The 24,547-nt window shown below is 70.6% G+C and carries 21 protein-coding genes and 1 pseudogene; 20 read left to right on the forward strand and 2 right to left on the reverse strand.

Annotated features, from left to right (window positions below; translation table 11 throughout):
- Positions 1–55: 55 nt before the first annotated feature.
- Positions 56–349: a metal-sensitive transcriptional regulator gene (locus ACOFKS_RS14610; RefSeq protein ID WP_419809989.1), complete on the forward strand. Its 294-nt coding sequence runs from the start codon at positions 56–58 to the stop codon at positions 347–349.
- On the opposite strand, the gene ACOFKS_RS14615 is transcribed toward ACOFKS_RS14610, so the two are convergent.
- Positions 346–747, reverse strand: a complete 402-nt coding sequence (locus ACOFKS_RS14615; RefSeq protein WP_419809990.1) for a type II toxin-antitoxin system VapC family toxin — start codon at positions 745–747, stop codon at positions 346–348. The genes ACOFKS_RS14610 and ACOFKS_RS14615 overlap by 4 nt on opposite strands.
- Positions 744–1,019, reverse strand: coding sequence for a type II toxin-antitoxin system VapB family antitoxin (locus tag ACOFKS_RS14620; RefSeq protein WP_419809991.1), 276 nt, complete (start codon positions 1,017–1,019; stop codon positions 744–746). Before ACOFKS_RS14620 ends, ACOFKS_RS14615 begins: the two co-directional genes overlap by 4 nt.
- Before the next feature lie 99 nt (positions 1,020–1,118).
- On the opposite strand from ACOFKS_RS14620, the gene ACOFKS_RS14625 reads away from it, so the two are divergent.
- The 19 genes and pseudogenes from ACOFKS_RS14625 (at position 1,119) to ACOFKS_RS14715 (ending at position 24,540) form a co-directional block, all read left to right on the forward strand.
- The gene (locus tag ACOFKS_RS14625) at positions 1,119–2,087 is read left to right on the forward strand and encodes a cysteine synthase A (RefSeq protein WP_419809992.1); all 969 of its coding nucleotides are present in this window, start codon (positions 1,119–1,121) and stop codon (positions 2,085–2,087) included.
- A 42-nt stretch (positions 2,088–2,129) separates the two neighbouring features.
- Positions 2,130–2,405, forward strand: a complete 276-nt coding sequence (locus tag ACOFKS_RS14630; RefSeq protein ID WP_419809993.1) for a hypothetical protein — start codon at positions 2,130–2,132, stop codon at positions 2,403–2,405.
- A gap of 405 nt (positions 2,406–2,810) precedes the next feature.
- The gene (locus ACOFKS_RS14635; RefSeq protein ID WP_419809994.1) at positions 2,811–3,311 is read left to right on the forward strand and encodes a division/cell wall cluster transcriptional repressor MraZ; all 501 of its coding nucleotides are present in this window, start codon (positions 2,811–2,813) and stop codon (positions 3,309–3,311) included.
- On the forward strand, positions 3,308–4,240 hold the full coding sequence (gene rsmH, locus ACOFKS_RS14640; RefSeq protein WP_419809995.1) for a 16S rRNA (cytosine(1402)-N(4))-methyltransferase RsmH: 933 nt from the start codon (positions 3,308–3,310) through the stop codon (positions 4,238–4,240). Before ACOFKS_RS14635 ends, rsmH begins: the two co-directional genes overlap by 4 nt.
- Before the next feature lies 1 nt (position 4,241).
- Complete coding sequence (locus ACOFKS_RS14645) at positions 4,242–4,868, forward strand: hypothetical protein (protein ID WP_419809996.1); 627 nt, start codon at positions 4,242–4,244, stop codon at positions 4,866–4,868.
- Positions 4,869–4,873: 5 nt separating this feature from the next.
- Entirely contained in the window at positions 4,874–6,589 is a 1,716-nt protein-coding gene (locus ACOFKS_RS14650; protein WP_419809997.1) for a peptidoglycan D,D-transpeptidase FtsI family protein, read from the forward strand.
- A complete protein-coding gene (locus ACOFKS_RS14655) occupies positions 6,586–8,001 on the forward strand; it encodes a UDP-N-acetylmuramoyl-L-alanyl-D-glutamate--2,6-diaminopimelate ligase (RefSeq protein WP_419809998.1) in 1,416 nt (471 codons plus the stop codon). The genes ACOFKS_RS14650 and ACOFKS_RS14655 overlap by 4 nt, the downstream gene beginning before the upstream one ends.
- 151 nt (positions 8,002–8,152) lie before the next feature.
- Positions 8,153–9,529 carry a UDP-N-acetylmuramoyl-tripeptide--D-alanyl-D-alanine ligase gene (locus ACOFKS_RS14660; protein WP_419809999.1) on the forward strand — a complete coding sequence of 459 codons (1,377 nt, stop codon included), beginning with the start codon at positions 8,153–8,155 and terminating at the stop codon, positions 9,527–9,529.
- A complete protein-coding gene (mraY, locus tag ACOFKS_RS14665; protein WP_419810000.1) occupies positions 9,529–10,599 on the forward strand; it encodes a phospho-N-acetylmuramoyl-pentapeptide-transferase in 1,071 nt (356 codons plus the stop codon). The genes ACOFKS_RS14660 and mraY overlap by 1 nt, the downstream gene beginning before the upstream one ends.
- Positions 10,596–11,900 (forward strand): UDP-N-acetylmuramoyl-L-alanine--D-glutamate ligase, encoded by a 1,305-nt coding sequence (murD, locus tag ACOFKS_RS14670; RefSeq protein WP_419810001.1) that lies wholly within the window; start codon positions 10,596–10,598, stop codon positions 11,898–11,900. The genes mraY and murD overlap by 4 nt, the downstream gene beginning before the upstream one ends.
- Positions 11,897–13,114, forward strand: coding sequence for an FtsW/RodA/SpoVE family cell cycle protein (locus tag ACOFKS_RS14675; RefSeq protein ID WP_419810002.1), 1,218 nt, complete (start codon positions 11,897–11,899; stop codon positions 13,112–13,114). Before murD ends, ACOFKS_RS14675 begins: the two co-directional genes overlap by 4 nt.
- The gene (gene murG, locus ACOFKS_RS14680) at positions 13,099–14,256 is read left to right on the forward strand and encodes an undecaprenyldiphospho-muramoylpentapeptide beta-N-acetylglucosaminyltransferase (RefSeq protein WP_419810003.1); all 1,158 of its coding nucleotides are present in this window, start codon (positions 13,099–13,101) and stop codon (positions 14,254–14,256) included. Before ACOFKS_RS14675 ends, murG begins: the two co-directional genes overlap by 16 nt.
- A 157-nt stretch (positions 14,257–14,413) precedes the next feature.
- Positions 14,414–15,826 (forward strand): UDP-N-acetylmuramate--L-alanine ligase, encoded by a 1,413-nt coding sequence (gene murC, locus ACOFKS_RS14685; protein WP_419810004.1) that lies wholly within the window; start codon positions 14,414–14,416, stop codon positions 15,824–15,826.
- A gap of 71 nt (positions 15,827–15,897) precedes the next feature.
- A complete protein-coding gene (gene murB, locus ACOFKS_RS14690) occupies positions 15,898–16,803 on the forward strand; it encodes a UDP-N-acetylmuramate dehydrogenase (RefSeq protein ID WP_419810005.1) in 906 nt (301 codons plus the stop codon).
- Complete coding sequence (locus ACOFKS_RS14695; RefSeq protein ID WP_419810006.1) at positions 16,800–17,732, forward strand: D-alanine--D-alanine ligase; 933 nt, start codon at positions 16,800–16,802, stop codon at positions 17,730–17,732. Before murB ends, ACOFKS_RS14695 begins: the two co-directional genes overlap by 4 nt.
- A complete protein-coding gene (locus ACOFKS_RS14700) occupies positions 17,729–18,673 on the forward strand; it encodes a cell division protein FtsQ/DivIB (protein ID WP_419810007.1) in 945 nt (314 codons plus the stop codon). Before ACOFKS_RS14695 ends, ACOFKS_RS14700 begins: the two co-directional genes overlap by 4 nt.
- Before the next feature lies 1 nt (position 18,674).
- Complete coding sequence (gene ftsA, locus ACOFKS_RS14705) at positions 18,675–19,928, forward strand: cell division protein FtsA (RefSeq protein WP_419810008.1); 1,254 nt, start codon at positions 18,675–18,677, stop codon at positions 19,926–19,928.
- A 100-nt stretch (positions 19,929–20,028) separates the two neighbouring features.
- Positions 20,029–21,487: pseudogene (gene ftsZ, locus ACOFKS_RS14710) on the forward strand (cell division protein FtsZ).
- Between the two features lie 686 nt (positions 21,488–22,173).
- Positions 22,174–24,540 carry an SPOR domain-containing protein gene (locus tag ACOFKS_RS14715; RefSeq protein WP_419810009.1) on the forward strand — a complete coding sequence of 789 codons (2,367 nt, stop codon included), beginning with the start codon at positions 22,174–22,176 and terminating at the stop codon, positions 24,538–24,540.
- Positions 24,541–24,547 lie beyond the last annotated feature (7 nt).

Here is a 24,547-nt window from a genome sequence, read left to right on the forward strand (position 1 = left end):
TCCGGTTTCGAGAGGCGGTGCTTGCTTATACGGGTGGGGGGTATATGCCAAGCGCATGAGCGACGCCTATCCAGCACCTGTCGACCATCCCGATCACCGCAAACGGCTCGGCCGTCTGCGCCGCGTCGAAGGACAGGTGCGCGGCATCGCGGCGATGATCGAGGATGGCCGCTATTGCATCGACATCCTGACGCAGTTGCAGGCGGCACGCGCGGCGCTGGCGGGGATCGAGCGCGACATCCTAGACGATCATGCCCATGCCTGCGTCGCCGCGGCGGCCTCCGACCCGGCGGCGCAGCAGGCCAAGATGGCGGAGCTGACCGAACTGCTGCGCCGCGCGCTGCGTTAGGTGGGTGTCGACACAGCCTCTATGTCGGTCTTGCTGAAGTCGTCGCCCTTGAACAGCAATGCCTCGCCGGTCGCCGAGGCGAGCGCATAGGAAAAGCAATCGCCGAAGTTGAGCTTGGCGGGATGGTGCCCTTTGCCGAACCGACGATATGCCTCGCGGGCCAGCCGAGCATGATGCGCGGACACGGCAACGAGCTCGATGTTCCAGTAATCGATCACCGAGTCGAGCCGCTCGCTGAGCAACTTGCTGTCGTTGTCATCGATCACAATGCCGGTTTCCACATAATTAACGACCGACATCTTCAGCCCGTCACGGGAGCGCGACATGGCCGGCACGAACCGCGTGCTTTCCGGCTCTTCCCGAAGCAGGCTGACCAGCACGGAGGTGTCGACGATCACCGGGGCAGACCGCACTCGTCGTAGAGCAGGTCGGCATGGTCGAGCGACAACATCGCGCCTTTCCAAAGATCACGAGATCCGGCAATCAGATCGTGGAACCCGTTCTCCCGCTCGGTCGCGTGCTCTGCGGTGGACCGGGCGTCACGCAACACACCGACTTCTCGCCGGAGCGCCAGCGTCACCGCTTCCGTGATGCTCACGCCGTGCAGCCTCGCCGCTTCTTCCGCCAGCGAGCGCGCCGTGTCGCTCTTGATATTAAGCTGGCTCGCCATTTCTACCTCCGACCCGATCCCTTCTACCATCAGCACGTCTTTGCCACAACGCAGCCAAGCTCGCTTCCCCCCGGCGCGCGACCATCCTACATCGCCGTCATGCCGACGATGTCCGACACGCTCGCCCTGATCGGCAACACGCCGCTGGTCCGCCTCAAGGGGCCGAGCGAGGCCGCGGGGGGCGATATCTTCGGGAAGTGCGAATTCACCAATCCGGGTGCCAGCGTAAAGGATCGCGCGGCGCTGGCGATCGTCGAGGATTACGAGGCGCGCGGGTCGTTGCAGCCGGGCGGGACGATCGTCGAGGGCACGGCGGGCAACACCGGGATCGGGCTGGCGCTGGTGTGCAACGCCAAGGGCTACAAGACCGTTATCGTCATGCCCGAAACCCAATCGCGCGAGAAGATGGACACGTTGCGCGCGCTCGGCGCCGAGCTGGTGCTGGTGCCGGCCGCGCCCTATTCGTCGCCCTGCCATTTCGTCCATCAGTCGCGCCGGATTGCGGAGGAGACACCCGGCGCGGTGTGGGCGAACCAGTTCGACAACGTCGCCAATCGCCGCGCGCACATCACCGGCACGGCGGAGGAGATCTGGGAGCAGATGGAGGGGCGGATCGATGGCTTCACCTGCGCGGTCGGGACCGGCGGCACGCTGGCGGGCGTCGGCCTGGGGCTGAAGGCGAAGGACGACCGGGTGACGATCGCGCTGAGCGACCCCGACGGCGCTGCGCTGTACGATTATTATGCGTGTGGCGAGCTACGCAGCGAGGGTTCGTCGGTGGCGGAGGGGATCGGGCAGGGGCGGATCACCGCCAATCTGGAGGGCGCGCCAATCGACACGCAGTTCCGGATCGGCGACGTGGAGGGCTGGCACTGGGTTGAGCGGCTGCTCGACGAGGAGGGGCTGTGCCTGGGCCTGTCGTCGGGGATCAACGTCGCGGGCGCGGTACGACTGGCGCAGCGGCTGGGCGCGGGCAGCCGGGTTGCGACGATCCTGTGCGACACCGGCTTCCGGTATCTCTCGACGCTCCACAACCCCGAATGGCGCGCGGCGAAGGGGCTGGCGTGAGGCGATTGGACAATACCGGAGCGGCCCTATAGGATGCGCGGCTTGCGGACAGTGAACCCTCCCGCCAATCCGGCCCAGGCAAGGCACCGCGCGATGGTCGGTGCGGTCGGATTAGGCCTCGTCCTGCTGCTGATCGCGCTCGCCAGCATCGTGTTGCGCTCCGTTACGCGTGAGGTCCCGGTGATGGCGCCGGGCGGGGCAAAGCCCGACATCGTCGCCAATATGGCGCTGGGCAACGAGGTCGCCGCCGACACCGCACCGCTGTCCGACATGGGCGTCACGCCGGGCGTCAAGAACGAGAGCGCTGCGCGCCGCTGAACGCTTGGCGCTCCTGCGCCCGACCGCGACAGCCGACTCGCCCGTCGGAGTCGAGCGAACCAACCCCAGATGCATCGCGAGCGCGGCACCCGGCCTTACCGCGTCACGGCGCAACGTAGTCCGTCGTAGTGGGTGCCGTGCTCCAGACTGTTACGACAGCAGCGCCGAAACCTCCTGTCCCACTCCGATCTGGGATCGGATCAATGTCCTACACCAATCTCCCGCCAGCGCTGCTCCACTTCCCGTGATTTCCCCAAAAATCCCGTTGCGTCCCCGAAAGCTGTGACGTAATGTCGATCAACATCAGGGGTATGATCTTCGTCGGCGTTGGTAGGCGCGACGGGAGGCGGTGAAGGTCGCCTTTCGTGACGGGGAGGCATGCGCCACTTTGGGGTGAGTGCAGGCGTGTCCAACCGGGGCTGGTATCAGGGGGACGGCATCGGTCTTGTCGACGACAAGGGCCGGGTCTCGATCCCTGCGGCACTCCGCCAGACGCTCAGCCTCAACTGGCCCAAGGCGAATGGCAAGGACGGCGGCACCGTCATCGTCGGCGCGCATCAGAAGCACCGTTGCCTCGTCGCCTATGATCCGGGCTATCTGGACGTGCTCGCCGGCAAGCTGGAAAGCCGGGAGGCCGCGCATCCCAACGAGGACGGCGAGACCGACTACAACATCAAGCGCCGTGCGGCGGTGGGCGAAGCGGTGCCGTTCGACGGCTCCGGCCGCTTCATCATGCCCGCCTTTTCGCGCTTCTACGCCGGCATCAAGGAGCATGCCTTTTTCTACGGCACGCTCGATTACATCGAGATCTGGAACCCTGCGAAGCTGGTCGAGACGGACGGGTATCCCGACGTCGTCAAGGACATGGCCCGCTTCTACATGGCCGAAAAAGGGGTGCAGCTGTGACCGCGCCCCATCACCTTCCTGTCCTCCTCGACGAGGTCGTGTCCGCACTCGCTCCTTCCCCCGGCGAGCTGATGGTGGACGCGACGTTCGGGGCGGGCGGGTACACGCGGGCGCTCCTTGCCGGGGGCGCCCGCGTGATCGCCTTCGATCGCGATCCCGATGCGATCGCCGCCGGCCGCGCTCTTGCCCATGACGATCTGACGCTCGTCGAGGGCGAGTTCTCGCGGCTGGAAGACTCGGTAGACTCGGACGTCGACGGGCTGACGATGGACGTCGGCGTGTCGTCGATGCAGCTCGACCGGGCAGAGCGCGGCTTTTCCTTCCAGGCCGACGGGCCGCTCGACATGCGGATGGCGCAGAGCGGCCCGAGTGCCGCGGACTTCCTCAACGAGGCCGACGAGGAGGACATCGCCGACGTCCTCTATCGTTATGGCGACGAGCCCAAGTCGCGCCGCATCGCCCGCGCGATCGTCGCCGCACGCCCGCTGACGCGCACGAGCGAGCTGGCGATGGTGGTGCGCCGCGCGCTCGGTCATCGTCCGCACGACAAGAAGGACCCCGCGACGCGGACCTTTCAGGCGATCCGCATCCACGTGAACCGCGAGCTGGACGAGCTGTCCGACGGGCTGGCGGCGGCGGAGCGGGTGCTGAAGCCCGGCGGGCGGCTGGCCGTGGTGACGTTCCACTCGCTGGAGGACCGGCTGGTCAAGCGCTTCCTGCGCGACCGGTCGGGCGCGGCGCCCGGCGGGTCGCGGCATCTGCCGGCGGCGAGCGATGCGCGCACGCCGAGCTTCGAGGGCGTCGGCAAGGCGGTACGCGCGGGCGAGGCGGAGCTGGCGCGCAACCCGCGTGCACGGTCGGCGACGTTGCGGACCGCGCGGCGCACGGGCGCGCCGGCGTGGGACCAAGCAGTTACGGTGGAGAGCTGAGATGGCGGCAACGCATCGTCTGAAGGGCATCGGCTGGTTCGCGGTCTTGGCCGGCGTGATCCTCGGCTTCTACCTTATCTCGCTGCAGGTCGCGGCCGAGCGCAAGAAGCTCGACGACGCGACGCTGCGGGTAGCAGGCGCGCAGAACGACCTCCGCGCACTGGAGACCGAGTTCGACACGCGCGCCAACCTGACCCAGCTGGAGCGCTGGAACGGCGACACGCTGGCGCTGGCCGCGCCGACCGCCGCGCAGTTCGTGACCGACGAGGCGGCGCTGGCGGCGCTCGATCCCAATGCGGCACCGGGCGCGCAGGTCCGCACCGCCGCGCTGGTCGTGCCGGCGCTCGGCCCGGTCGTCGCGCCGACGCCACAAGCGCCGACGCCGCAAGTGTCAGTCGCGCTCGCCAGCGCCGCGCCGGTCCGGATCGCACCGGTCGCTGCGACCACGATCGCGGTGCCGACCGGGCGCGCGGCACCCGCGATCGCCCGCGCGGTGGAGGCCGAGCGCGGTGTCGCCGCGGTGGCGCGGGTGCGGCCGCAGGCGGTGGCGATGCTGGACCGACAGCTGCTATCGGACACTACTTTTGGCGACATCATGAGCGGCGCCCGGCGCGAATCCCGGCGCTAGAGGTGGTGGGGACCGTCCTCGTCGCCCGCCCTGCGCCGTCGCGGCGCGCGCAGGCGCGCGGCCAGCTGGTCGCGCTGGCGCACATGCGGCTGATGATGCTGATGCTGCTGTTCGCGGCGGCGGTGACGCTGGTGATCGGCCGGCTGGCGATGCTCGCCGCGTTCGGCGGGGCGGAGGCGCGCGCGACCGTCGCGACGCTGGCGGCGCGCGGCGACATCGTCGACCGCAACGGCCAGCCGCTGGCGCGCACCATCGCCAGCTGGACGATCGCGGTTCACCCGCGCGCGCTGATGGGCGATAAGCAGGCGATCGCCGCGCGCCTCGCCGCGCTGATGCCCGAACGCGGCGAAGCGTGGTTCTATCAGCAGCTGACCAAGGACGTGTCGTTTACCTATCTGGAGCGGCGCGCCTCGCCGCAGCTGGTGGAGCAGGTCAACGCGCTGGGCGAGCCCGCGATCGTGTTCGCCCGCGAGACGCAGCGGCTGTACCCGCAATCGTCGCTGGCGGCGCACGCGCTGGGCTTCCTGTCGCCCGACGGGCATGGGATGAGCGGGATGGAGCGCGTGCTGGACACGCAGCTGCTCGATCCGCGCACCAACGGGCAGCCGGTCGCGCTGTCGATCGACACGCGCGTGCAGGCGGCGATGGAGTCCGAACTGAGCCGCGCCAAGACCACCTATCAGGCGCGTGCCGCCGCCGGGCTGGTGCTGGACGTCCACACCGGCGAAGTGATCGCGATGGTGTCGCTGCCGACGTTCAACCCCAACCGGGTCGGCATGTCGGGCGCCGACGAGCTGCGGAACGCGACGACGCAAAACGTCTATGAGCTGGGCTCGACGTTCAAGCCGATCACGATGGCGGCGGCGATCGAGACCGGCACGGTGACCGACATGAGCCGCCGCTTCGACGCGACCGCGCCACTGCATGTCGGCGGCTTCACGATCCACGACGCGGCGGGCGATCCCGCGCGCTGGCTCAACATTCCCGAGACGTTGATCTATTCGTCCAACGTCGCCACCGCCCGCATCGCCGACCTGATGGGCCGGGAGCGGCTGGAACCGATGTTCCGGAAGATGGGCTTCGACACCAAGCCCGACATCGAGCTGCGCGAGCGCGGGCGGCCGTTGTGGCCGCGATACTGGGCGCGGACCACGACGATGACGACGGCCTATGGCCACGGCATCGCAATTACGCCGCTGCAACTCGCCAACGCCTATGCGACGTTGGTCAACGGCGGCATGTGGCGGCCGACGACGCTGCTGAAGGTCGGGCCGGGGCATCAGGCGCCGGCCGGTCGCCGCGTCATCAGCGAGGCGACCAGCGCGCGGATGCGCCAGCTGCTGCGGCTGATCGTGTTGCGCGGCACCGGCCGGTCGGCGGAGGCACCGGGCTATCGGGTCGGCGGCAAGACCGGCAGCGCGGAGGCCGCATCGATGGGCGGCTATGACCGCAGCCGCAACGTCGCGACCTTCGTCGGCGTTTTTCCGATCGACCAGCCGCGCTATGTCGTGCTGTCGATGCTCGACTCGCCGATCGGCACCAAGGAGACGGGCGGGTGGAAGACCGCCGCCTGGAACGCCGCGCCGGTGGTCGGGCGCGTCGTCTCGCGCGTCGGCGCGATGCTGGGCGTTACCCCCGACGACAATCGCGACATCGACGAGAGCGACCTGATCCCGTTCCTGTGGGAGGAGCCGGGCGCGCGGCAGGCGGCGGCGCGATGAGGCTCGGCACGCTGACCGGCGGCGGCGAGGAGGCCACGGTCACCGGTTTCGCGATCGACCATCGCAAGGTCGCGCCCGGCACGGTGTTCGGCGCCTTCCCCGGTGCGCGCGTCAACGGCGAGGACTTCATCAAGGCCGCGATCCGCGCCGGTGCGGTGGCGGTGGTGGCGCGGCCGGCGGCGCACGTCGAGGGAGCGGCGCATCTAGCGGCGGACGAGCCGCGCCAGCTGTTCGCGTCGCTGGCGGCGCGGTTCTTCACGCCCTTTCCGGCGACCTGCGTCGCGGTCACAGGCACCAACGGCAAGACCTCCACCGTCGAGATGACGCGCCAGCTGTGGCGGATGGCGGGGCATCATGCCGCGTCGATCGGTACGCTGGGCGTGACCACGGCGGACGAGCGGGTGACGACCGGGCTGACCACGCCCGACGTCGTGACGTTCCTGTCCAACGCCGCCGGGCTGGCGCGCGAGGGCGTGACCCACCTCGCGTTCGAGGCGTCAAGCCACGGGCTGCACCAATATCGTACCGAGGGACTGGCGGTGGCGGCGGCGGCGTTCACCAACCTGTCGCGCGATCACCTCGACTATCACGGCGACATGGGCGCCTATCTGACCGCCAAGTTGCGGCTGTTCTCCGAGGTCCTGGGCGACGACGGCGCGGCGGTGGTGTGGGCGGACGATCCCGAGGCCGGGCGGGTGATCGACCTGGCGCGCGAGCGGGGCAACCGGCTGCTCACGGTGGGCACGCGCGGCGCGACGCTGACGCTGGTCGAGCGCGATCCGACGCTGTTGGGCCAGACGCTGACGATCGAGGCGGAGGGGCAGGTCCACCGCGTCCGCCTGCCGCTGATCGGCGGCTATCAGGCGGCGAACGCACTGGTCGCGGCGGGGCTGGTGATCGCGACCGGCGGCGAGGTCGCGGCGACGCTGGCGGACCTGGCGCGGTTGCAGCCGGTGCGCGGGCGGCTGGAGCGCGCCGCGATCGCGCAGTCGGGTGCGCCGGTCTATGTCGACTATGCCCACACCCCCGACGCGATCGAGGCGGCGGCGGCGGCGTTGAAGCCGCATGCCGGCGGGCAGCTGATCCTGGTGCTGGGCGCGGGCGGCGACCGCGATCCGGGCAAGCGCGAGGCGATGGGGCAGGTGGCCGCCGCCAATGCCGACCGCGTCATCGTCACCGACGACAACCCGCGCAGCGAGGACCCGGCGGCGATCCGCGCCGCGGTGCTGAAGGGGGCGGCGGGCGCCGTGGAGATCGGTGACCGGCGTGAAGCGATCGCGGCGGCGGTGGCGGGTGCCGGACCGGAGGACATCGTCTTGATCGCGGGCAAGGGACACGAGCAGGGCCAGGTGGTCGGCGACCTGGTGCTGCCGTTCGACGATGTCGCCGTAGCGCGGGAGTGCGCGGGATGAGGGGGACGCTGACATCTTCCCCGGTACGGGGAGGTGGCCCGCGCGAAACGCGTGACGAAGGGGGCTCGCCGCGAGCGAATCGCCTGCGGCCCGCCCCCTCCACCACCCGGCTGTGCCGGGCGGTCAACCTCCCCGTGCCGGGGAGGAGTTGATGAGCCTCTGGACCGCCGCGGAGATCGCGGCCGCGACGGGCGGGATTGCGTCAGGGGACTTTGCGGTCGACGGCGTCGCGTTCGACTCGCGGGAGGTCGGGCCGGGCGACCTCTTCCTAGCGCTGCGGGGAGAGGCGACCGACGGGCATCGTTTTGTCGCGCAGGCGTTCGCGCAAGGGGCGGCGGGCGCGGTCGTCTCCGCGCCGTGCGACCACCCGCACGTCCTCGTCGCCGATACCGCCGCCGCACTGGATGCGTTGGGCCGCGCGGCGCGGACGCGGACCGACGCGCGCGTGATCGGCGTCACCGGTTCGGTCGGTAAGACCAGCGCCAAGGAGGCGCTGTTCGCGGCGCTCGACCGGGCGTGTCCGGGCCAGGTGCATCGCTCCGTCAAGAGCTACAACAATCATATCGGCGTGCCGCTCAGCCTCGCCCGGATGCCGCGCGACAGCCGGTTCGCGGTGTTCGAGATGGGGATGAACCACGCGGGCGAGATCGCGGCGCTGACCCGCCTCGTCCGCCCGCACGTCGCGGTCGTCACCGCGGTCGCACCCGTCCATATCGAGTTCTTCGCCGACGAGGCGGGGATCGCCGACGCCAAGGCGGAGATCTTCGAGGGGCTGGAAACGGACGGGACCGCCGTCGTCCCCTTCGACAGCCCGCATCGCGATCGGCTCGCCGCCGCCGCCGCGCGCCATGGCGCAACCGTCGTGACGTTCGGCAGCGGCGAGGGTGCGGACGTTCGCGCGGTCGAGACGATGCGGACCGCTACCGGCGGCAGCTTCGTCCATGCCCGGCTGGGTGACCGCGAGCTGTCGTTCACGCTCGCCCAGCCCGGCGCGCACCATATGTCGAACGCGCTGGCGGTGCTGGCGGCGGTCGCGGCGGTGGACGGCGATGTCGGGCTGGCGGGGCTGGCGCTGGCCGAGCTGGGTGGGCTCGACGGGCGCGGCGCGCGGTTCGAGACGACGGTCGTGGGCGGCACGGCGCTGGTGCTCGACGAGAGCTACAACGCCAATCCGGCGTCGATGCGCGCGACGCTGGCGGTGCTCGCCGACGAGCCGGGCCGCCATGTTGCGGTGCTGGGACAGATGGGCGAATTGGGCGAGGACGGCCCCGCCTATCACGCCGACCTGGCCGGCCCGGTACTCGACGCGAAGGTCGAGGCGGTGCTGCTGGTCGGCGAGGCGATGGCGCCGCTCGTGCTTGCGCTCGAGGGGGCGCTTGAGCGAAAGGTTAACGTCGTGCATGTGCCGGATGCGGCGACGGCGGTCGCATCGCTGGACGCATTGGTCCGGCCGGGGGACGCGGTGCTGGTCAAGGGTTCCAATTCGGTCGGCCTTTCGCGCGTCGTCTCGGCGCTGCGGGGTTCCTGATGCTCTATTGGTTCGCCGAGCATCTGGGGTTCACGGGGCTCCTGAACCTGATCCGCTATCAGAGCTTCCGCACCGGTGCCGCGGTGGCGACGGCGCTGTTCATCGGGCTGGTGATCGGGCCGAAGTTCATCGGCTGGCTGCGCGTGCGGCAGGGGAAGGGCCAACCGATCCGCACCGACGGGCCGCAGAGCCACCTCGCCAAGCGCGGGACGCCGACGATGGGCGGGTTGATGATCCTGACCGCGATGACGCTGTCGATCCTGCTGTGGATGGACCTGTCCAACCCCTATGTCTGGGCATGCCTGTTCGTGACGCTGGGGTTCGGCGCGATCGGGTTCCTCGACGATTACGATAAGGTGCGCAAAGCGACCACGGCGGGCGTACCGGCGCGCGTGCGGTTGCTGCTGGAATTCGTCATCGCCGGGATCGCGGCGTGGATCATCATGGGCCAGAACGGCGCGCACCTGTACCTGCCGTTCACGTCGCGCGAATATTACGAGATCGGCTGGGTGTACCCGATCTTCGCCGCCTTTACGATCGTGGCGTTCGGCAATGCGGTGAACCTGACCGATGGGCTCGACGGGCTGGCGACGATGCCGGTCATCATCGCGTCGGTGGCGTTCATGGTCATCGTCTATCTCGTCGGCAATGCGCGTTTCGCGCACTACCTCGGCATCCCGCACGTGCCGCACGCGGGCGAGCTGGCGATCCTGTGCGGGGCGGTGGTGGGCGCCGGCCTCGCATTCCTGTGGTATAACGCGCCGCCGGCGGCGGTGTTCATGGGGGATACCGGCAGCCTTGCGTTGGGCGGCGCGCTGGGCACGATCTCGGTTGTCGCGCACCACGAGATCGTGCTCGGCATCATCGGCGGGCTGTTCGTGGTCGAGGCGCTGTCGGTGATCGTGCAGGTGTTCTGGTACAAGCGTACGGGCAGGCGCGTGTTCCGGATGGCGCCGATCCATCACCATTTCGAGCAGCTGGGCTGGAGCGAGCCGACGGTGGTGATCCGGTTCTGGATCGTGTCGCTGGTGTTGGCGCTGGCGGGGCTGTCGACGTTGAAGCTACGGTGATTACCTCGCGCACCTGGGCGAACAAGCGCTACGCGGTGCTGGGGCTGGCGCGGTCCGGGCTGGCGACGGTGCGCGCGCTGGCGGCGGTGGGCGCGCATGTCGTCGCGTGGGACGCGAGCCCGGCGGCGCGCGCCGAGGCCGAGCCGATCGACGGCGTGGTCGTCCACGATCCGGCGCAGCTGCGGCTGGGCGGCGCCGCCGGGCTGGTCGTGACACCGGGCGTGCCCCTCAACACGCATCCGCTGGCAGCGATGGCGCGCGACGCGGGCGTGCCGGTGATCGGCGACATCGAGCTGTTCGCGCAGGCGCGCGCCGAGCTGCCGGCGCACAAGGTCGTCGGCATCACCGGCACCAACGGCAAGTCGACCACGACCGCGCTGGTCCACCACATCCTCACGACAGCGGGTGTGCCGACGCTGATGGGCGGCAATATCGGGCTGCCGATCCTGGCGCAGAAGCCTTTGCTGGCGGGTGGCGTCTATGTGCTGGAGCTGTCCTCCTATCAGCTCGACCTGACGCAGAGCCTCGATTGTGAGGTCGCGGTGCTGCTCAACGTCACGCCCGATCATCTCGACCGCTATGACGGGTTCGAGGCGTATGCGGCGTCGAAGGCGCGGCTGTTCGCTATGCAGTCCGCCGGGCACGAGGCGGTGATCGGGATCGGTGACATCGCGTCCGCGAAGATCGCGCGCGGGCTCGCCGGCCGCGCCGAGCATCTGACCAAGATCGCGCCGGGCGTGTGCCTCGACCAGCGGAAATGGCCGGCGTTGCAGGGGCCGCACAACGCGCAGAACGCGCTTGCCGCGATCGCGGTCGCCAAGGCGTTGGGTGTGGCCGAGCAGGACATCGATCGCGGGCTGGCGAGCTTCGCCGGGCTGCCGCACCGGATGGAGCGTGTCGCGACGCGCCGCGGCGTGGCATTCGTCGACGACAGCAAAGCGACCAATCCGGAGAGCACCGCCCCGGCGCTCGCCGCGTTCGCCGAAGGCAATGGGCGGGTGCACTGGATCGTCGGCGGGCGCGCGAAGGGCGACGACCTGGACGCCTGCGCCCCGCATTTCGGCCGCATCGCGCGCGCCTATACGATCGGCGAGGCGGGGGCGGTGTTCGCCCGCGCGCTCGCCGGCAAGGTGCCGGTCGAGGAGGTGGGCACGCTCGACAACGCCGTCACCAGCGCCGTCGCGAACGCGACACAGGGAGATACGGTCCTGCTCAGCCCCGCCGCCGCCAGCTTCGACCAGTTCCGCGATTACGAGGAACGCGGCAACACTTTTCGCCGGCTGGTGGAGGCGCTGCCATGAGTGATACGGCGCGCGCGAGTTTCGTCGCCAAGGTGAAGCGGCGTGGCGGGCGGGGCGACCGGTCGCCGCTCGGCACCTGGTTCTGGGACATCGACCGGATGTTGCTCGGACTGGCGTTGTTCCTGATCCTGATCGGGCTGGTCGCGGTGGCGGCGGCGAGCCCGGCGACGGCGACGCGCTATTCGGGCGCCACGCATCATTTGGCGCCGCTGCATTATTTCTGGCGCCAGCTGATCTGGGTCGGCGTGTCGCTGCCGGTGCTGATCGGCGTCTCGATGCTGCCGGTGGCGACCGCGCGACGGCTGGCGCTGATCGGCGCGGCGGTGTTCCTGGCGCTCCTCGCGGTGACGCCGTTCATCGGCGCGGTGCATAACGGCGCGCGGCGCTGGATCGGCGTCGGCCTCGCCGAGTTCCAGCCGTCCGAGTTCCTCAAGCCCTTCTTCATCGTCGCGGTCGCCTGGTTGTTGTCGCTGCGGGGCCGGGACGAGGAGCTGCCGGTGGTGCCGATCACGCTGGCGCTGACCGGCACGGTCGCCGGGCTGCTGATGATGCAGCCCGATTTCGGGCAGACGATCATCTTCTGCGTCGTCTGGTTCGCGCTGCTCTGCATCGCCGGTACGCCGACGCGGGTGCTGGTCGGCCTCGCCGCCTGCGCGCCCGCCGGGCTGGTCGCGGCCTATCTGTTCTATTCGACCGCGCGGCAGCGGATCGACGCCTTTCTGTTTCCCGGCGTCGAGGGCGAGGGCGCTGCCGACCATTTCCAGACCGACGCCGCGCACGCGACGCTGACCGCGGGCGGCTGGACCGGTACGGGGCCGGGCGGCGGCCACGCCAAGTTCGGGCTGCCCGAGGCGCACACCGACTATATCTTCTCTGTCATCGGCGAGGAGTTCGGGCTGATCGCGTGCATGGTCGTCGCGATGGTGTTCCTGGCGATCGTGGTGCGCGTCTTCGTCAAGCTGCTGGACGAGCAGGACGAGTTCAAGCTGCTCGCCGCGTCCGGCCTGGCGGTGCAGTTCGGGGCGCAGGCGCTGGTCAGCATGGCGGTCAACACCGGGCTGGCACCGTCGAAGGGGATGACGCTGCCCTTCATCTCCTATGGCGGGTCGTCGATGATCGCGCTGTCGATCGGCATGGGGCTGTTGCTGGCGTTCACCCGGCGCAACCCGTTCCTGACGCGCAGCCCATACGTTGTGAAATGGGGGCAGGGGTGAGCAAGCACTACGTCCTCGCCGCCGGCGGGACCGGCGGGCACATGGTGCCGGCCGCCGCGCTCGCCGCCGAGCTGACCAGGCGCGGGCATCGCGTGGCGCTGATCTCCGATGCGCGCGGGGTGCGGTTTCCGGGGCTCTTCGAGGGCATCCAGACGCATGTCCTGCCGGCCGGGCGGTTTCAGGTGAAGCGGCCGCTCGGCTGGGCGCCCGCCGCGCGCGAGATGTGGCGCGGGCGGGCGATGGCGCGCGAGCTGTATCGGACGTTTCGGCCCGCCGCCGTGATCGGGTTCGGCGGCTATCCCGCGATGCCGGCGCTGCTCGCCGCATTCGCCGACGACATCCCGACCGCCGTCCACGAGCAGAACGCGGTGCTGGGGCGCGTCAACCGGCTGGTGGCGCGCCGGGTCGACGCGATCGCGACTTCCTATGACGCGACCACGCGGCTGTCGGCCAGGCTGGCAGGCAAGGTCCATGTCGTCGGCAATCCGGTACGTGAATCGGTGCTGGGGCTGCGCGCCAAGCCCTTCCCGCTGCTGGAGGAAGACGGCATCTTCCGCGTGCTCGTCACCGGCGGATCGCAGGGCGCGAGCGTGCTGTCGCAGGTCGTGCCCGACGGACTGGCGATGCTGCCCATCCAGTTCCGCCGCCGGTTGCAGGTCACGCATCAGGCGCGGATCGAGGATATCGACGCGGCGCGCGCCAGCTATGCCGCGCATCAGATCGCGGCCGACCTCGCCACCTATCTGCCCGACCTGCCCGAGCAGCTCGGCTGGGCGCATCTGGTGATCGCGCGCGCGGGTGCGTCGACGATCGCGGAACTGACCGCCGCCGGTCGCCCCGCGATCCTGGTGCCGCTGCCGGGTGCCACCGACGACCACCAGACCGCGAACGCGCGCGAGATCACGGCGGCGGGCGGCGCGCGGACGATCCCGCAGGATCGGTTCACCGCCGTCGAGCTGGCCAAGCAGATGCAGAAGCTGGGGCTGGACCCGGCGGCGCTGGAGAACGCGGCGGGACGGGCGAAGAGCGTCGGCAAGCCGAACGCGGTGGGCGACCTGGCCGATCTGGTCGAGAGCCTGGACGCACCGGTGTCGCGGCTGCCGGTGGTGGCGCCGGTCAAGGCGACGGAGGCTTGGGCGTGAGGGGGTTCGTTCCGATCCTCCCCGCTAGCGGGGAGGTGGCAGGCGCGAAGCGGCTGACGGAGGGGGCTCTCCTCGGGCGATATCGTGCGCGGCCCGCCCCCTCCACCACCGCGCAAGCGCGGCGGTCCCCCTCCCCGCAAGCGGGGAGGAATGTGCGATGAAATCGCTGCAGACCGATATCGGCACGATCCACTTCGTCGGCATCGGCGGCATAGGCATGTCCGGGATCGCGGAGGTGATGCACAATCTCGGCTATCGCGTGCAGGGCTCCGACGTGGCGGAGGGCTATGTCGTGCAGGGCTTGCGCGATCGGGGCATCGCGGTCGCGATCGGGCATGACGCCGCGAACCTCGGCGACGCGGCGGTGGTCGTCACCTCCACCGCGATCGTGCGGTCGAACCCGGAGGTGGAGAGCGCGCTGGAACGCCGCATCCCGGTCGTACGGCGCGCGGAGATGCTCGCCGAGCTGATGCGGCTCAAGTCCACCGTCGCGGTCGCGGGCACGCATGGCAAGACGACGACAACCAGCATGATCGCCGCCCTGCTCGACGCGGGCGGAGTCGATCCGACGGTCATCAACGGCGGCATCATCAACAGCTACGGCTCGAACGCTCGGCTGGGCGCCAGCGACTGGATGGTGGTCGAGGCGGACGAGAGCGACGGCAGCTTCCTGCGGCTGGACGGCACGGTCGCGGTGGTGACCAACATCGATCCCGAGCACCTCGACCATTACGGCTCGTTCGATGCGGTCAAGGATGCGTTCGTCGAGTTCGTCGAGAACGTGCCCTTCTATGGCGCGGCGTTGCTGTGTCTCGATCACCCGGAGGTGCAGGGCATCCTGCCGCGGCTGCGCGACCGGCGGATCGTCACCTATGGCTTTTCCGCGCAGGCGGACGTGCGTGGCGTCAACGTCCAGCCGAACGGCGGCGGCAACACGTTCGAGGTGATCGTGCGCGAGCGCGACGGGCGCACACGCTCGATCGAGGGCATCGAGCTGCCGATGCCCGGCCGCCACAACGTCCAGAACGCACTGGCCGCGATCGGCGTGGCGCTGGAGCTGGGCATCGACGACGCGACGATCCAGCGCGGCTTCCATGCGTTCGGGGGGGTCAAGCGGCGCTTCACCAAGGTCGGCGAGGTAGGTGGCGCGACGGTGATCGACGATTACGGGCACCATCCGGTCGAGATTCGCGCGGTGCTGGCGGCGGCGCGCGAGGGAGCGACTGGCCAGGTGATCGCGGTGGTGCAGCCGCATCGCTATTCGCGGCTCGGCAATCTGATGGAAGACTTTCAGACCGCGTTCAACGACGCCGACCGGGTGCTGGTGACGCCGGTCTATCCGGCGGGCGAGGCGCCGGTCGAGGGCGTGTCCGCCGACGCGCTGGTCGAGGGGCTGAAGCGGCGCGGGCATCGGCAGGCGACGACGGTGGCGGACGCCGACGCGCTGGCGGACATGCTGGCGGGGACGCTGGGTGCGGGCGATCAGGTGGTTTGCCTGGGTGCCGGCGACATCACGAAATGGGCGGCCGGGCTGGCGGACGCGATCGCCGCGCGGCAGGTGTCCGCGTGAGCAGCTTGGCCGTTCCATGTGCTCCCGCGAAGGCGGGAGCCCAGGCTGGGCTCCCGCCTTCGCGGGAGCACATGGCGGTCCGTGGCCGCCTAACGCCCGACGCGCCGCTCGCGCCGCTGGTCTGGTTCAAGTCGGGCGGTTCGGCCGAATGGCTGTTCGAGCCTGCCGATCGCGACGACCTCGTCGCGTTCCTCCGCGCGCTCGACCCCGCCGTTCCGATCTATCCGCTCGGGCTCGGCTCCAACCTGATCGTGCGCGACGGCGGCATGCCGGGCGTGGTGGTGCGGCTCGGCAAAGCATTCGCGATGGTCGAGCGGATCGACGCGACGACGCTGCGCTGCGGCGGCGGAGCGAGCGGCATCCTCGTCTCGTCCACCGCCCGCGATGCCGGCATTGCGGGTGTCGAGTTCCTCCGCTCGATCCCCGGCACGGTCGGCGGCTTCGTGCGAATGAACGGCGGCGCTTACGGGCGCGAGGTCGCCGACATGCTGCTCGAGGCGACGGTGGTGACGCGTGACGGCGCGGTCGAGACCTGGTCCGCCGCCAGGCTCGCCTACACCTATCGCCACTCCGCGTTGCCCGAGGGTGCGGTGGTCGTGGAGGCGGTGTTCCGTGGATCTCCCGGTGACCCCGATGCGATCGGCGCGGAGATGGACCGCATCGCCGCCGCGCGCGAGGCGTCGCAGCCGTTGCGGTCGAAGACGGGCGGATCGACCTTCAAGAACCCGCCGGGTGAGAAGGCCTGGTCGCTGGTCGATGCCGCCGGTTGTCGTAGCTTGCGGCGGGGCGGGGCGCAGGTGAGCGAGAAGCATTGCAACTTCCTGCTCAACCTGGGCGCGGCGACGAGCGCCGACATCGAGGGGTTGGGCGAGGAAGTGCGGGCGAAGGTGAAGGCCGCGAGCGGGATCGAATTGGAATGGGAGATACAGCGCGTGGGCAACCCTCTGCCTGCACCCCAGAGGGGAGAGGGAGCATGAGCCTCCACATCGTCGTCCTGATGGGCGGCTGGTCCGCCGAGCGCGAGGTGTCGTTGATGTCTGGGGCGGGCGTCGCCGATGCGCTCGAATCGCGCGGGCATCGCGTCACCCGGATCGACATGGCGCCCGACATCGCGGCGCTGCTTACCGAGGCGAAGCCCGACTTGGTGTTCAATGCGCTGCACGGGACGCCCGGCGAGGACGGCAGCATTCAGGGCATGATGGACCTGATGGGGCTGCGCTATACGCATAGCGGCATGGCGACCTCGGTGATCGCGGTCGACAAGCAGCTGACCAAGCAGGTGTTGGTGCCGCACGGCATCCCGATGCCGGGCGGGCGGATGGTGCGCTCGGCCGACCTGTTCGAGGGCGATCCGCTGGCGCGGCCCTATGTGCTCAAGCCCGTCAACGAGGGGTCGTCGGTCGGCGTCGCGATCGTCACCGCGGACGGCAATTACGGCGATCCGATCGGGCGCGACGTGGCGGGGCCGTGGCAGGATTTCGACGAGCTGCTGGCCGAGCCGTTCATCCGTGGGCGCGAGCTGACCACCGCGGTGCTCGGCGGACGCGCGTTCGGGGTTACCGAGTTGCGCCCGCGCTCAGGCTTCTACGACTACGACGCGAAATATACCGAGGGAATGACCGAGCATCTCTATCCCGCGCCGATCCCCGACGACGTCGCGCGCGCATGCGAGAACGTCGCGCTGGAGGCGCACCGCCTGCTCGGGTGCCGGGGTGCCAGCCGCGCCGACTTCCGCTGGGACGACGAGCGCGGCGTCGACGGGCTGTTCCTGCTGGAGGTCAACACGCAACCCGGCATGACGCCGCTCAGCCTCGTCCCGGAACAGGCGCGGCACAACGGTATCGACTATCCGACGCTGGTGCAGATGATCGTCGACGAAGCCCTGGACGGGGAGGCATCGCAATGACGACGCGGACGATCAAGCGTGGTCAGCCCGCCCGCCGCCCGACGGTGAAGCGCCGCACGGCACCCAAACAGTCGCGGCTCGACCGGCTGGTGCATCGCATCCCGGTCGAGGAGGCGACGCTCAAGCGCTGGGCGACGCGCGGCTTTCTCGCGATCGGCGGCGCGGCCGTGCTGTCGGCGGCGGCGTGGGCGGGCGTGCCCGCGATCGTCGGCACCGGGCTGGGCGAAGCGGCGGGGCGCGCGGGGTTCCGCGTCGACGAGGTGCAGGCACCCGGCCTCAACCACATGGACTTCATGACGGTGAACGCGGTGGTGCTGGAACAGCCCACCCGCGCGCTGCCGCTGATCGATCTGGATCGGATCCGTCAGCGGCTGATGGCGTATGGCTGGGTCAAGGACGCGGCGGTGTCGCGTCGCTATCCCAACAAGATCCTGGTCCGCATCACCGAACGCGCCGCCGCCGCGGTGTGGCAGAACAACGGCGAGCTGACGCTGATCGACGCCGACGGCGTGCTGCTCGACAATGTCAGCCGCGATGCGATGCCGGAGCTGCCGCTGGTGATCGGGCCGGGCGCGAACATGCAGGCGCCGGGCTATCAGCGGCTGCTCGCCGCCGCGCCCGCGCTGAAGCCGCGCGTGGTGGCGGCGACCTGGGTCGGCAATCGCCGCTGGGATCTGCGCTTCGATTCGGGCGAGACGCTGAAGCTGCCCGAGGAAGGCGCGGAGGCGGCGCTGCTCGATTTCGCCAAGCGCGACGGCGCGCACCCGTTGCTGGGGCGTGGCTGGCTCGGCTTCGACCTGCGCAATCCGGGGCGGATGGTGGTGCGAAAGCCTGAGACCGGCGCCGAGCGGCAGGTCGCCGATCCCGGCGATCCGCCCCGCGAACTACCCCGCGACCAGCCGGTTGGCGCGCGTAACGACAACCGTGGTTTGGAGGGCTGACATGGCCAAGGCGGCACCCGAGGGACTCATCACCGCGCTCGACATCGGCTCGTCCAAGGTGTCGGCGATGATCGCGCAGCCCGGCGACGGTGGCGAGCTGATCGTGCTCGGCACCGGCCAGCGCGAGAGCCGCGGCGTCAAGCGCGGCTACATCGCCGACATGGGCGCGACCGAAGCCGCCGTGCGCGAGGCGGTGGAGCAGGCGGAACGGATCGCGGGCCTCAACATCGAGAATGTCTGGGTAGGCTTCTCCGCCGGCGGGCTGGTCAGCGACGTCGCCGAGGTCGAGTTCGAGCTGGGCGGCCATCGCGTCGAACAGGGCGACATCGACGCGCTGCTGTCGGCGGGGCGCAACGCGATCGACCCGCAGGGGCGGATGGTGCTGCACGCGCAACCGGCGCTCTACACGCTGGACGGGCTGACCGGGGTCAAGAAGCCGCTCGGCCTCCATGCCGACCGGCTGGGCGTCCACATCCACGTCGTCGCCGCCGACGGCTCGCCGGTCCGCAACCTGGACCTGTGCGTCCGGTCGGCGCATCTGGAGGTGAAGTCGATCATCGCCGCGCCGGTCGCGACCGGGCTGGCGTGCCTGTCCGACGAGGAGCGCGAGCTGGGCGTGGCGCTGGTCGAGCTGGGCGCGGGCATCACCAACGTATCGCTGTTCGCGGGCGGGATGCTGGTCGGACTGACCTCTCTGCCGTTCGGCGCGGCGGACATCACCGACGACATCGCATCGGCGTTCGGCACGCGGCGTCAGCAGGCGGAGCGGATGAAGTGCTTCCACGGCTCCGCCAACGCGAGCCCCCGCGACAATCACGAGATGATCCCGCTCGCGAGCGTCGGCGAAGACGAGGCCGACGGCTCGCAGATCACCAAGGCGCAGCTGATCGGCGTGATCCGCCAACGGCTGGAGCATCAGATGGCGGAGGTCCGCAAGGCGCTGGCGCAGCTGAAGTTCGAGGGGCCGATCGGGCGGCAGGTGGTGCTGACCGGCGGCGGTGCGGAGCTGAAGGGCGTCGCCGACTATGCCCAGGCGGCGCTGGGCCGTTCGGTCCGGCTCGGCCGGCCGCGCGGGCTGACCGGCCTGCCGGAGGCGCATAGCGGGCCGGCGTTCGCCACTCTAGCGGGTCTCGCCTTCTATGCCGCGGCCGATCCGGTCGACCTGCGGACGGTGGCGCCGGTGCAGACGGTGCATCGGCCCAAGGGCGCGGGCCTGGTCCGCAAGCTGATCCAGGCGGCGCGCGCGAACTATTAATGCGGCGATTCGCTTTTCGGCTGGAATGACCGGAATCGATGGTGCAAAAAGGTTAATCAAGTCACTGCGGCGGTGACGTTCGGGGGCGGAGTTACAGCGTATGAGCATCGAGTTCCTGGCACCGGAAGTGGACGAGCTGACCCCGCGCATCGCGGTGATCGGCGTCGGCGGCGCGGGCGGCAACGCCATCGCCAACATGATGAACGCCGACGTGCAGGGGGTCGACTTCCTGGTCGCGAACACCGACGCGCAGTCGCTGAAACAGTCGACCGCGCCGACGCGCATCCAGCTGGGCGCCAAGATCACGCAGGGTCTGGGCGCGGGCGCGCGGCCGGAGATCGGGCGCGCGGCGGCCGAGGAGACGATCGACGACCTCGCCAAGCGGCTGGAGGGCGCGCACATGTGCTTCATCGCCGCCGGCATGGGCGGCGGCACCGGCACCGGCGCGGCCCCCGTCATCGCCAAGGCGGCGCGCGACATGGGCATCCTGACCGTCGGTGTCGTGACCAAGCCCTTCGCGTTCGAGGGCAACCGCCGCGCCAAGGCGGCGGATCAGGGCATCGAAGAGCTGCAGAAGTATGTCGATACGCTGATCGTCATTCCCCAACCAGAACCTGTTCCTGATCGCCAACGCCAACACCACCTTCCGCGAAGCGTTCCAGATGGCGGACGAGGTGCTGCAGCAGGGCGTACGCGGCATCACCGACCTGATGGTCATGCCCGGCCTCATCAACCTCGACTTCGCCGACGTCCGTTCGGTGATGCAGGAGATGGGCAAGGCGATGATGGGCACCGGCGAGGCGAGCGGTGACAACCGCGCGCTGGAGGCGGCGCAAAAGGCGATCGCCAACCCGCTGCTCGACGGCGTGTCGATGCAGGGCGCGAAGGGCGTCATCATCTCGATCACCGGCGGCGACGACATGCGCCTGCTGGAGGTCGACGAGGCGGCGAACCACATCCGCGACCTGGTCGATCCCGACGCCAACATCATCTGGGGCTCCGCGTTCAACCCGGACCTGGAGGGCAAGATCCGCGTGTCGGTGGTCGCCACCGGGATCGAGGCGCAGCCGCGCACCGGGCAGGCGCCGGTGCAGGCCGATGTCGGCGCGCGCGGTTTCTCCTTCGGCGGTGCTCGTCGCGAGGAAGCGCAGTCGTTCCGACCGAGCGACGCCAAGCCCGCCGTCGCGCCGGAGCCGGAACCGACCGTCGCATCCGAGGAGGAGCCGCTGGAGCTGGCGCAGGTCGCCGATGAGGCGCCCGAGACCGCCGATGCTGCCGACGAGGAACTGGTGCTCGGCGCCGAGGCGATCGTCGCGCAGCCGCCCAAGGTGTTCAACGACGACGCCTATGGCGCACCGCCTGCCGACTCGCCCTCGCGGTTCCGCCTCGCCACCGGCAACGAGGCCGAGGGCGGTCAGCCGACGCCCAAGGTGAAACTGGGCGGCACGCTGTTCGAGCGGATGTCCAACGCCGCGCGCGGCACGGCCCGCGAGGAGGCGGCGGCGGGTGAGGAAGCGGTCGATATCCCGCGGTTCCTGCATCGGCAGGGCAACCAGTAACGCGCAGCCGGCATGCCGCAGCGAAGCTGCGCGCGAGACCGGCTAGCGTGGCCGGCGGGTCGCCAGTGGCGAACCCGTCCGACGACGCGGGCTGCGCCCGTGTCGCGCGGGTCGGGTGGGACGGGCCGAGCCTGTATTGGGGTTCGGAGATTTTAAGCCGACCCCGCAAGTTCGTCTTCTCTGCGTGCCATCTTCTCAGTCGTGAAGCTCGGTGAGACGGGGACGCCCCACCCCCGGCCCCTCCCCTGAAGGGGAGGGGGGGCTAGATCATTTCCCGGCGAGTCCTTGTTCACGCACGACCACTCGCTCACCCGAGCAGCCTACTCCCGACGAGGCAGGTCTCTCGGCGCGCCACCCGCGTCGTTCCCTCACCCCGCCGATGCCTGTGGCGCCTCCCACCCTCTCTCGCGAAGGCGGTAGAGGGCTGTCGCTTTGTCCGTCATCCCCGCGAACGCGGGGACCCATCGCCTGAAGATCGAGCGTGTGCCATGCTTGCCCTGCGCCATAGCGCATGAGCCGGGTCTCCGCCTTCGCGGGATGATGAGGTCGAGCGTCGAGCCACTCCCCGACCGTTCATCGCCCCGCCGCCACCCCCCGCCGCGCCGGCCCCAGCGGCGGCTTGCCCCACCGGTGACCGCCGCCTTAACCCTTTCCGAACGCACCCCCGCGTCCTAACTGGGACCTTCATGCCGCTCCCCCGCGCCCTCGCTCTCGCCCTCATCCTCACGCCGCTTCCCGCCCTCGCCCAAGGCCCGGTGCTGCCGGTGGGCATGTCGGATGCCGACGGGCTGGCCGAGCAGGTGCGGCGGCTCGGCGCCAATCCGCTCGATCTGGAGGCGTTGCTGGCGGCGGGTGAGCTGTCGATCCGGCTGGAGGATTACAGCGCGGCGGGCGCGTTCTTCGCGCGGGCGCAGAAGATCGACCCGCGCAGCGGCCGCGCCAAGGCGGGTGAGGGCGCGATCCTGGTCCATGCCGAACGCCCGGCGGAATCGCTGCGCTATTTCGCCCAGGCCGAGCAGTTCGGCTTCGCGCCCGCGCGGTTCGCGGCCGAGCGCGGGCTCGCCTACGACCTGCTCGGCGACCCCGGCCGGGCGCAGCGCGACTATCGCGCGGCGTTGCAGTCGCGCGACGATGCCGAGACGCGGCGGCGCTATGCGCTGTCGCTCGCGATCGCCGGGCGGCAGGCGCAGGCGCTGGACCAGCTGGCACCGCTGATCCGGCAGAACGACCGTGCCGCCTGGCGGACGCGGGCGTTCGTGCTGGCGATGGGCGGCAATGCGACCGAGGCGCTCAAGATCGCCGAGACGATGATGCCGCCGGGCGCCGCCGCTTCGCTGCGCCAGTTCTTCACCGAGCTGCCGGGGCTGCCGCCGGTCGACCGTGCGTTCGCGGTCCATTTCGGCGAGGTCCGGCCGACGCCGCAACGGCTCGCCGACGCCCGCTTCGCGCCGCGCGACGCGCCGCTGGCGCTGGAGCCGCTGCCGCGGCCGGTCCAGGTCGCGAGCGTGCAGCCGCTAGACTCCCGCCGCGATCGCCGCGATCGCAAGCGCCGAGGCGAGACGCAGGTCGCCGCGCTCGTGCCGGTGCCTCAACCTGTATCGCAGCCGCAGCTTCAACCACCCGCCTATCAGGTCCCGATCAACGACCGGCCGTTGACCGGCGGCGAGCTGGCGAGCCTCGCGGCGGCGGGCAACCGCGCTTCGTCGCGCCGGACGGGACGCGGCCCCGCGACGACGATGGCGTCCCGCCCGCTGTCGCCGACGCAGCAGGCGAACCTCGCGGGGGCCGGCAGCGGCGCGTCGGCCACCTTCGCCGTGCCCACCCGTGCTCCAATCGTGGCGAACGTCGTGCCCGCGCGCGTGCCCCTCGCGTCGGTCCCTCCTGCATCGGTCCCCGGCGCGTCGGTCGTCCTGCCGGCGGCTGCGCGAGTGTCGGCACCCGTGGCGCCGAGCGTCACACCGACTCCGGCGCCGATCATCGCAAGCGTCATGGCGGCTCCGGTCCGGACGGCGCCGTTGCGTACGCCGAGCCGGCCGCTCACGTCGGATCCGACGCAGGGCCGGGCGCCGCTCATCGTCGCCTTGCCCGCCGCGAGTCGGCCGCGATCAGCCGTGAGCGGGGTCGCGACGCCGGCCGCGGTTACCGCGCCGGCTGTCGTGGCGAGTGCGTCCGGCGCGCCGGTGCCTCCCGCAACGGTCGCGGCGACCCCCACGTCCACGCTCGCGGCGGCGACCGCACCGGCGCCCACGCCGGGCTTCATCACGGCGTTGACCCCGGCGACGTCGGGCATCGACGACGCCCCATCTACTGTCGTCGAGCCGATCCCGACGCCACCCGGGCGCACCGAACTCGCCGCGGTGGCGGTCACGACGGAGCCGCTGTCTGCGAGCGTCACACCGCTGGCGTCGAGTTCGAACGAGGCCATCCCCACCCCCGCCCCGCCGGCGATCGCCATGTCCACGCCGCCCGCACCGCTGCTGGTCGCGCCGCTGACTAATGCGCGGTTGCCGATGCGGCGCGGGCGCTCGCAGACCGATGCGGTGCTTGCCCGCATCGTCGCGGGGCTGTCGATTCCGGCTTCCGAACTCGATGTCGGCGCAGCGCGGACCACGCCGGGTCAGGCGACTCCTACGGCGGCCGAGCGCCGCGCCGCGGAGCGTCGGGCGGCGGCGGACCGCAAGGCGATCGCCGACCGCAAGGCCGCCGCCGACGCCAAGGCGCAAGCCGCGCGTGACGCCGCGCGCGAAGCGGCCGAGGCCCGCCGCGTCGCCCGGTCCGAACCGGCACGCATCTGGGTGCAGGTCGCGGGCGGCGCCAACGAGGCGGGGCTGGCGCTCGCCTGGTCGACGATGCGCGGCCGCGCGCCGCAGCAGCTGACCGGTCGCCAGGCCTGGACGACGCCGCTGCGCGCCACCAACCGCGTCCTCACCGGACCGTTCAGGACCGATGCGGAGGCGCGCGCGCTGGTCAACCAGCTCGGCAAGGCGGGCGTGCCGGCGTTCGCCTTTACCAGCGAGGCGGGGCAGAAGGTCACCCGGCTGCCGACCCGATGATCTTCGG

It is taken from the genome of Sphingomonas sp. (assembly GCF_965200135.1).
Taxonomy (GTDB): Bacteria; Pseudomonadota; Alphaproteobacteria; order Sphingomonadales; family Sphingomonadaceae; genus Sphingomonas.